General features: G+C 47.3%; 11 protein-coding genes and 1 pseudogene. 11 read left to right on the top strand and 1 reads right to left on the bottom strand.

Features of this window, described 5'->3' with window-relative positions; translation table 11 throughout:
* The first annotated feature begins 30 nt into the window (after window positions 1–30).
* The 11 genes from JK231_RS06030 to JK231_RS06080 all read left to right on the top strand — a co-directional run bounded on the left by JK231_RS06030 (window position 31) and on the right by JK231_RS06080 (window position 7,771).
* Entirely contained in the window at window positions 31–261 is a 231-nt protein-coding gene (locus tag JK231_RS06030) for a DUF2732 family protein (protein ID WP_211728185.1), read from the top strand.
* Window positions 261–503: a TraR/DksA family transcriptional regulator gene (locus JK231_RS06035; RefSeq protein WP_211728186.1), complete on the top strand. Its 243-nt coding sequence runs from the start codon at window positions 261–263 to the stop codon at window positions 501–503. The genes JK231_RS06030 and JK231_RS06035 overlap by 1 nt, the downstream gene beginning before the upstream one ends.
* Window positions 496–1,314 (top strand): DNA adenine methylase, encoded by an 819-nt coding sequence (locus JK231_RS06040; protein WP_211728187.1) that lies wholly within the window; start codon window positions 496–498, stop codon window positions 1,312–1,314. Before JK231_RS06035 ends, JK231_RS06040 begins: the two co-directional genes overlap by 8 nt.
* Window positions 1,311–1,571, top strand: coding sequence for a DUF3850 domain-containing protein (locus JK231_RS06045; protein ID WP_211728188.1), 261 nt, complete (start codon window positions 1,311–1,313; stop codon window positions 1,569–1,571). The genes JK231_RS06040 and JK231_RS06045 overlap by 4 nt, the downstream gene beginning before the upstream one ends.
* Window positions 1,553–3,823: a replication endonuclease gene (locus JK231_RS06050; RefSeq protein WP_349291515.1), complete on the top strand. Its 2,271-nt coding sequence runs from the start codon at window positions 1,553–1,555 to the stop codon at window positions 3,821–3,823. Before JK231_RS06045 ends, JK231_RS06050 begins: the two co-directional genes overlap by 19 nt.
* 223 nt (window positions 3,824–4,046) lie before the next feature.
* Window positions 4,047–4,208 carry a hypothetical protein gene (locus tag JK231_RS06055; protein WP_211728189.1) on the top strand — a complete coding sequence of 54 codons (162 nt, stop codon included), beginning with the start codon at window positions 4,047–4,049 and terminating at the stop codon, window positions 4,206–4,208.
* Between the two features lie 9 nt (window positions 4,209–4,217).
* Window positions 4,218–4,451: a DinI-like family protein gene (locus tag JK231_RS06060; RefSeq protein WP_211728190.1), complete on the top strand. Its 234-nt coding sequence runs from the start codon at window positions 4,218–4,220 to the stop codon at window positions 4,449–4,451.
* A 76-nt stretch (window positions 4,452–4,527) separates the two neighbouring features.
* Complete coding sequence (locus JK231_RS06065; RefSeq protein WP_211728191.1) at window positions 4,528–4,785, top strand: hypothetical protein; 258 nt, start codon at window positions 4,528–4,530, stop codon at window positions 4,783–4,785.
* 638 nt (window positions 4,786–5,423) lie between these two features.
* The gene (locus JK231_RS06070; protein WP_211728192.1) at window positions 5,424–6,206 is read left to right on the top strand and encodes a TIGR04255 family protein; all 783 of its coding nucleotides are present in this window, start codon (window positions 5,424–5,426) and stop codon (window positions 6,204–6,206) included.
* 18 nt (window positions 6,207–6,224) lie between these two features.
* Complete coding sequence (locus tag JK231_RS06075) at window positions 6,225–6,884, top strand: hypothetical protein (protein ID WP_211728193.1); 660 nt, start codon at window positions 6,225–6,227, stop codon at window positions 6,882–6,884.
* Between the two features lie 17 nt (window positions 6,885–6,901).
* On the top strand, window positions 6,902–7,771 hold the full coding sequence (locus tag JK231_RS06080; protein ID WP_211728194.1) for a hypothetical protein: 870 nt from the start codon (window positions 6,902–6,904) through the stop codon (window positions 7,769–7,771).
* A 23-nt stretch (window positions 7,772–7,794) separates the two neighbouring features.
* On the opposite strand, the pseudogene JK231_RS06085 reads toward JK231_RS06080, so the two are convergent.
* Window positions 7,795–8,415: pseudogene (locus JK231_RS06085) on the bottom strand (phage portal protein); the annotation flags it as partial.
* Between the last annotated feature and the right edge of the window lie 76 nt (window positions 8,416–8,491).

The raw sequence follows: 8,491 nt of genomic DNA on the forward strand, positions 1-8,491 counted from the left end.
TTCTTTTGCCCAAATTCTGGAGAAAGAGATATGCGAAATATCGAAACAAGAAAGTTCGACGCCGACGTGGAGCAGCTTTCCACCATCATCACATCTGCACGCATGGAAGAACGTGCAGAGCGTGGCCTGCAGGTTGCGCGACGTTTGACTGATCTCGCAATGCGCATTCAGCAAAAAGGTATGAGCAGTGCAGAAGCTGCTGAGTTGCTGCGTCAGGAAGCTGAACGTTATGAGAGCGAAGCACAGGAGGCGGTTCACTAATGGCTGATTCAATGGACTTCGTACAGCTGCGCGTTGAAGAAGAACTGGCGCGCAATCTAGCAAACGCAAAACAGCACCCAACTGGCGCGAGTGAATTTTTCTGCCTCTCATGTGATGACGTAATACCCGAAGCCCGCCGCCGTGCGCTGCCGGGCGTTTCACTTTGCGTGACATGTAAATCAATTGATGAGCTGAAAAGCGCACATTTAAAAAACGCTACTCATGGTGACTCACATGAATAAAACCATCCTGAAATTTCCGGGTAGCAAAGTGCGCGTTATGGGTGAGCTATCGGCTCACCTGCCAGTCGGTAATCGTCTCGTTGAGCCGTTCGCTGGTTCCTGCGCAGTAATGATGAATACCGATTATCCGGAGTATCTGATCGCTGATATCAATCCGGAGTTAATCAATCTTTATCGTCAGGTCAAAGAGCACATCCGCCCGTTTATCGTTGTGGCGATGACGCTTTTCACTCAGAACAATACAGAAGAAAGCTATTACGGGGTGCGTAAGGAATTTAACAGCAACCCGGCGTTACCACTGCTGGAGCGTGCTGCACATTTCCTGTATCTGAATCGCCATGGTTATCGCGGCGTCTGCCGTTACAACCGTCGCGGGGATTTCAATATTCCTTACGGTCACTACGCGGCGCCATATTTCCCCCTGGCTGAAATCGAAGCGTTTGCCAAAAAAGCACAGCGTGCAACGTTCGTGTGCGCCACCTATCAGGAAACGCTCGCCATGGTTAAGGCCGGTGACGTGGTTTATTGCGATCCGCCTTATCACGGCACGTTTACCGATTATCACACCGGCGGTTTCACCGAAGACGATCAGCACTCACTGGCCTGTTACCTGCTGGGCGTTTCAGAGACTAACCCTGTTGTTGTTTCAAACAGCGACACCATGTTCACCCGCAGCATTTTCCGCGCATTCGAGATTACTAAAATTACAGTTGCCCGCTCAGTTGGTGTTAAGGCTGGCGATAAAAAGCGCGCCTCAGAAATTATTGCCGTTCGTAAATCCGATAATTCAAATAATGGGGTGGCAGCATGACAAGTTTTCACTTTTTGAAAATCTGGCCTGATTATTATCAAGATGTAATTAGCGGAATGAAGAGGGCGGAACTGCGAAAAAACGACCGTAATTATTCCGTTGGTGATTCATTAATTCTCAAAGAATATCGCCCTAAGACTCGGAAATTTACTGGATTAGAAGCACATGTATTAGTTACGCATATTACTGATGTCAGTGAATGGCTTCCGGGATATGTGATGCTTAGCATCGAGCGTTTGTGCTGGAGCAGGCAGTGATATCCAGTGAGCCATATGCTTACCCGTGGAACGCGCCACGGGAAGCAATCGCCAGCCCATATCCAACATATGAGGAAATGCATAGCCGCAATCAGATGATTGCGGCTTTAGTGCGTGCGCAGGAATTACTCGAAAAGCAGCCAACATTGGTGCAACTCGACGTTAAGCGCCGCATTAGTGATCTGGAAAAAACACAGGGTACAGCCCGTGCCAATGCGTATTTTACGAAAACATTCGTTGAGCGCACATTGCCACGCGTTGAAGTCGTCAGCGCTCAGTATCGCCTCGGTGATATGAGTGCCGGCACAATCAACATCTTCACCGACAACGGCGGGCAAAATATCGGCGCTGCAAGACCTGTAGGTGCACTGTGGGAGTTAATGCGCCGTTTTAACCGCCTGCCGGATATGGCAAGGGCGGATGTGGATTTGCTGGCGGGCGATGTTGCAAATTTCATCCTGGCTGAACTGGTGCAGGCGCATCAACAGGCCAGCGACGAGTCGGATTACAAATACACCCACCGCGTATATATGACCGCTGCCGCTATCACGCGCGAGCTGAATCAGACGCCGCCAAAGTGGGAAAAAGTCACATCACGCCTGTTTGACCCGGAAGAAGTTACCCCGGAAATCATGCGTATGCAGACGGAAAAATGGTGGAAGGGCAGACTGCGCCGCGTGGCTGCATCATGGCGTGAACATCTTCAGATTGCGCTGGCGAACGTCAGCAAAAAACACACCCCTTACGCCAGCAATATGACCGTTGCTGAGTGGCGTGAGCAAAAGCGCCGGACACGTGAGTTTCTGAAATCGCTGGAGCTGGAAGACGAAGAGGGCAACCGTATCAGCCTGATCGATAAATACGACGGCAGCGTAGCTAATCCGGCGATCCGTCGTTGTGAGCTGATGACCCGCATCCGTGGGTTTGAGAATATCTGCAACGATATGGGGTTTTTTGGTGAGTTCTACACCCTGACCGCGCCAGCCCGCTATCACGCCACAATCAAAACAGGCCACCGTAACCGCAAATGGAACGGCTCAAGCCCTGCCGATACACAGCGCTATCTCTGCAGTGTCTGGCAGAAAATTCGCGCCAAACTTCACCGCGAAGACATTCGTATTTTCGGCATCCGCGTTGCGGAGCCGCACCATGACGGCACGCCGCACTGGCACATGCTGATGTTTATGCGCCCTGAAGATGTGGATCAGGTGCGCCAGACAATCCGCGATTACGCCTATCAGGAAGACAGCGGCGAGCTGACCACGGATAAAGCCCGCAAAGCCCGCTTTCATGCTGAAGCTATCGATCCGGATAAGGGCAGCGCCACCGGATATGTGGCTAAGTACATTTCCAAAAACATCGACGGCTACGCGCTGGATGGTGAGTTGGACGACGAGAGCGGCAAAGAGCTGAAAGAGACTGCGCCAGCGGTTTCTGCTTGGGCTGCACGCTGGCACATTCGCCAGTTTCAGTTTGTTGGCGGTGCGCCGGTTACGGTCTACCGCGAGTTACGCCGCATGGCTGATAGTGAAACTGCCCACGGTCTTAGCGTTGAGTTTGCTGCTGCACACGACGCTGCTGATGCTGGCGATTGGGCAGGTTATGTCAACGCGCAGGGTGGCCCGTTCGTCCGCCGTGATGATCTGGCGGTTCGCACCTGGTATCAGGTAAGCGATGACGTCAACGAGTACGGAGAAGAAACCGTGCGCATCAAGGGTGTGTATGCAACCGAAGTCGGTGAAGACACGCCAATCCTAACCCGTCTGGCACAGTGGAAGATCGTTCCGAAGCGTGCCGTTGATTTTGATTTTGACCTTCAGGACGCGTCCGCGTCCTCTCGGAGTTCTGTCAATAACTGTACGGGAGGTTTGAGATCTAAGGATTCGAACCCACCGGAAAGTTTCGAAAAAATAGAGCTTGATGGCTTGAGTAAGAAAGAACGGCGCCAGCTTCTTGCCCGTATAAGGGCAGAGCAACCCAAAAAGCGGCATAAGAAGCTGCGGCGGTCAGACAAAATTGAGGCGGCTTGCGACAACGTTATTAGCCAGGTGAGAGATTTATGCGGTGAAACGATCAGTCGCGGGCTGGCTGTGCGCCTTATTGGTGGTACGCAAACAGAGATTGCAGGCCGAATGTTCTACAGCTCGGCTTATGGCGACCTGTTCCGACCAAAAATTGAGAAGAAAAAAGTTGGGGTATTAGAACGATTTAACCGTCTAGCTGAGTCTATCAGAGCAAAAAGTGCTCAATAATGGACTAAAGTAAACCAATAAGCGGCAATTGATAGACGCTGCTTTGCACGTATGGGTATCGTTAAGCACAGCGTAGAACCTTAAAGAAAGTTGTTTTGTATCAGCCAGATAAAAATCCCTTCTGCCATAGACAATTTTCTTTCTATACCTGTGAATGCTGTGCTACTGTATAAATACACAGTACATTTGGGGAGGGAAAATGACGGCTCAGGAATCAAGCCAGATGCATAAGAAAATGGCGTGCATGCAGTTCATTGCGGAAGTGTCTTTGATCGCTAACTGCAAGCCGTCTGACCTGAAACTGGCACTTACCATTATTGCTGAATTGGCAAACTCAGAGACTCATCAGGATTCTGATGACGATATCTTTTACGCTGCAGAATGAGGTTAACCCGTGCGAATTGAAATCATGCTCGATAAGAATCAAAAAATAAGCCAGTCGGTTATGAATGCTTTTCATGAGGAAGTCAGCAAGCGGGTATGCGCGCTGTTTCCTGAAACAATCGTGCGGGTCAGGCAGGGAAGTTATACCAATATTGAAATGCTGGGTTTCAGCCTGGACGAAGACAAGCGCCGCCTCAATGATCTGCTGCAAAACGTTTGGGAAGACGATAGCTGGATGCACTGAGTAAACGCTGCTGACGGCAAAAGCTTGATTTTGGCGGCGGCAGGGTTGAACAACGAGCACCGCGAGGCGTTAGGTTATGGCAAAGTCACCAGACAAATTCCAGATTATCTATAGGGGCGAAACGCTCACTTTCTACAAACCAGGTGAATGGGTTTTCTTTCAACGGGCGAAAGAGAACGGCGGCGGATACTGGTTAGGCAAGACATTCGATTTCGTTTTCATGCTGGAAATTCCGCACCCTGTTTCAATTGTTCAGGGGATGAAATTCATGAGTGAACAGGAAACACTGACAACGGTTAAACCCGACACAGTGGAAGATTTCAGGCTGGAATGAGCCATGCATGCATAAGACGCATGTTTTCGCATGCAGTACACACAGATAAAAACATCCGACGAGGCCGCAGCAGGCCTCGTTTTTTTTGGATCGTGCAAGTGCATTAAAAGCGACCTACGAAGCGGGCAGGCGTGGCGGGGATAGCATTGCGCGCGAGGGGTGCAAACATGTATGCGCAGGCTGCGCCAGCCAGACGGTGGCGGGCACACGTCACGACAGTGAACACGAGGAATCGAAACGGGAAAACCCTGCAAAACGCATCTGAGAGCGTTTGGCGGGGTTCAATCAGGGGGCAAAGTCACGGGCGTTTGGGAGGGCGTAGCGCTTTCCCTTTTGGCAAGACCAGCAGGCAGGGGCTGATAGCCCGGGCAGCCCATGCGATTAAAAACAACCGGGGTGCCAGTGCTGGCCTCGTTTTTTTTAGGATCTTGCAGGTGCATTAAAATCGAGCTACGAAGCGGGTAGGCGTGGCGGGGATAGCATTGCGCGCTGAGGGATGAGGAGGAAGATTTACGCCCTAAAAAAAGTGATGCCTAATACATAAAAGTGTGTAATTTTTGATGCGGCGAACTCAGAAGTGTGTAAAAATCATCTACCATAATAACTAGAACAAACTACGTTGCCGCTTAGGAGCTAACATGAACGAAAATTTGGTTTACGTGCTTGCTAAGGTACAGTTCGGCCGTATCACCGAAAGCAGGTTCAAAGAACGTGCCGACGCTGTCCAAGAAGCTTTGCGTAAAGAATATCCTATAGTAAACACCAATAACACGTTTACTACTTTTCAGTTTGATATTGTAAACTCAGGCGATAAGCAAGTTCAGCAATCCACTGAAAAGATTATTAACATATGCTCACCTAACCGTGATTGGGGTATCAGAATTTCGCATAGTTTTCTGATGTTGCATACGAAATCTTATGCAGGCTTTGAAAACTTCAGTGAAAGGATGAGTAATATTTTAAATATCGTTGAAAAGGAATTTGAACTTTATCATTCATCGTTTGTTGGATTTAGGTTTATAAATAAATTTCCACACGACGAATCTCATGATTTTAATAAAGTTTTTAGAAAAAAAGAGTTTGTTCAGCCAGATTTGGATTTGGAAGGTGTACTCAAAGCAGGTTCAAATCTATCAGCTCATTACGTGAGTGAATCAAACAACGTGATGATAAACTCCGGCGTTTCTATTGGAGGCCCTAAGATTCCAGCGGAGTTTGCAGATTTACCTAATGATTTGGGTTTGAAAGTTGGTGAGGTTCATGACGGAGTATGGGCTCATTTAGATATTGACAGTTTTTATGGCGAACCGGATAAGTTGAACGATTTTTCAGTGGAAGATATTTCTAATAAATATAGTGCTTTGAGGAAGCTGGCTAATGAAGCATATGCTCAGATTGTTTATGCTAAGCCGGCAGAGTAAAGAGAAACGGAGGTCAAAATGTCATACATAACTTATGGTCAAGCTGGTTATGCTACACCACAAGGATATGCAAATACTGAATCACGGAGAGTGAATACGGCTCAGAGCAGTGCAGGCGGATACGTTATGCCCGCAAGCAATACCACGAGCACTTCTTGGCTTGGGGCGAAATTTGCGAAAATTGCTTTGATTGCAACTTTGCTGTTTTCAACTGGCGGTCTGACTACTAATCAACATAGTGTTAGCGTAAAGGTTACTGAATCTTCCGTGAACGCTCGTTCGATTATTTTAAATGCTCAAGGTGAAGTAAATGAAAACAAAACTGCATCTCCTCAATTAAGCAATTTCCTTAAAGAGCAGTTTGGGTTCAAGACTGCACAATGGGCTGCTATTTTACAAGTTGAGAGAAAGACTTTATATAACTGGGAAAAAAACCCTGAAACTAAGATTCAAAATAAAGTCGTTGAAAGGTTAATGCTGCTTCAAAAGTTCTATGAGGGCATGGATAAGGAACATGCGATGTTTCTTTCTAAATTGACATTTGGAAAGCACAGTGACTCCGCATTCCTTAATGCTTTTAATGATGCGAACGTTTCATTTGAATCATTAATGGGTCTATATGACGAGCATTATATTGAAATTGATGGCTTATACAAAAGACTGAAGCATTCAGTATAAGAAAAGGGCTATTAGCAATGGTTACAGAACAAGTCAGAGATGGGTGGCTCAAAGATGGTTGGGCACGAGGTGCCTTTATCAAAGTTGAAGAAAATACCTGTTTTTTTGAGCAGTTGCCATCTATAGCCCAAGACAAAGTTAAAAGTGGGGAGGATGTCTATCTCTTCCCCATTTTAAATGATTGCGCGTTAGTAAATCGTTGCTTTAAAACGGAACCATGGGTGTATGCCATGGTTTGTTGGCAAAGCGATACACAACAGAAAGACTTTCTCTTTGCTAAAAATCCTAGGAGATATCACTTTCCGATTACAGTAGGGGGTGAGGATAAGCTTTTTGAAGTAATTGCATCAAACCTTGTGACGTTAGAAAGGGAGTTGATGTTTACATATGAACCAATAAAAAATATGCTTTGGCCTGACTATGGTTTAGACAGAATGCTTAACTGGGTTTCGGAAAGGTTCCGTACACCTACTTTTCCAGATAATTGGAATAGCAGAGTTAGTACTAAGGATAAGCAACTGAGGAAGCTTTGGAAAACTGATTCATTTGAACAGTGTTCTGGAGTTTATATCAGAATCGAACCATTTGCAGAGTTACCTGCCGACAAGGCCTACGATGTGTGGGTGTATTTCTGCCTTCCTGCAGAAATGAGCACTGCAGAGTATCGCAAATTTCAGCGAGATGGCGGCCCTGAGTTGCGAGAGCGATTGGGCGCAACATTATCCAATATAGAAAATATAAACGTAAAAGAAATAGATTGGATTTCCGAAAACGACTTCACCAAGCGGGATGAAAGAGTGTATAAGCGGTGGGTTTTAGAATATTTTAGTTACAGTTCTTCAGATGAAGCGGAAACTCCACCTGAATTTAGTATACATACAGCATAAAGCCTTATATGGACTTCTTTCACTTAATCACTAAGGCTGTATTCTTTAAATTTTATTACTTCAATTTCTAACCAATTATTTATTTCTTTAAACCTCTCTTGAAGAGGGGTTAATTCATTACGTACAAATACCTGAGACGCCTTTACCGCATCACCAAATCCGCTAGTGTTGTCGGGGATGATGCCCATCATCTGAGGTGGCACGCGGTGCGCACTTAACAAGTCGTCTCGGCTGGCTTTCTTGATGTTGAAGAAATCGTCTTTCGTCGCCACTTCGCTGAGCGGCAGAATCTTGATGCCGTCCGGCTTGCCGTTGGGTGCGTACATGAACAGGTTGCGGAAGTTGCCGATCCCTTTCGTGTCGCGCATCGCCTGACGCATCCGGTCGATATCACTGCTGCTCTGCGCCGCGTCGGTCATATACAGGATGTAACCCGCGTGCGCACCGTTCTGGTAATACTTGCGGCGGAACAGCGTAGCCGCTTCATTCAGCCAGGCGGAGTTAAGCGCGCTCAGATATTCCGGCAGGCCGTAAAGCTCCTGATTAATATCCGGTTCGATAAGGTGGAACACCTGATCCGCCTCAAACTGATGCGCCTCTTTCCATTCATTCACAAACCAGTAAACGCCATCCTGCACGCCACGTGACCTGCTCCCCGTTGATTAATACACCGCGATGTTAGTAATGTCTTCATAAGTCACATGAGGACGTCCCCATGAA

The organism is Pantoea sp. JGM49 (assembly GCF_018257655.1).
Classification (GTDB): domain Bacteria; phylum Pseudomonadota; class Gammaproteobacteria; order Enterobacterales; family Enterobacteriaceae; genus Pantoea; species Pantoea communis.

Excerpts from the sequence above, each read along its gene's own strand:
- JK231_RS06030 (WP_211728185.1), top strand. The coding sequence starts at position 31 with ATGCGAAATATCGAAACAAGAAAGTTCGACGCCGACGTGGAGCAGCTT.
- JK231_RS06055 (WP_211728189.1), top strand. The coding sequence starts at position 4,047 with ATGCATAAGAAAATGGCGTGCATGCAGTTCATTGCGGAAGTGTCTTTG.
- JK231_RS06065 (WP_211728191.1), top strand. The coding sequence starts at position 4,528 with ATGGCAAAGTCACCAGACAAATTCCAGATTATCTATAGGGGCGAAACG.
- JK231_RS06080 (WP_211728194.1), top strand. The coding sequence starts at position 6,902 with ATGGTTACAGAACAAGTCAGAGATGGGTGGCTCAAAGATGGTTGGGCA.
- JK231_RS06040 (WP_211728187.1), top strand. The coding sequence starts at position 496 with ATGAATAAAACCATCCTGAAATTTCCGGGTAGCAAAGTGCGCGTTATG.
- JK231_RS06035 (WP_211728186.1), top strand. The coding sequence starts at position 261 with ATGGCTGATTCAATGGACTTCGTACAGCTGCGCGTTGAAGAAGAACTG.
- JK231_RS06045 (WP_211728188.1), top strand. The coding sequence starts at position 1,311 with ATGACAAGTTTTCACTTTTTGAAAATCTGGCCTGATTATTATCAAGAT.
- JK231_RS06070 (WP_211728192.1), top strand. The coding sequence starts at position 5,424 with ATGAACGAAAATTTGGTTTACGTGCTTGCTAAGGTACAGTTCGGCCGT.
- JK231_RS06075 (WP_211728193.1), top strand. The coding sequence starts at position 6,225 with ATGTCATACATAACTTATGGTCAAGCTGGTTATGCTACACCACAAGGA.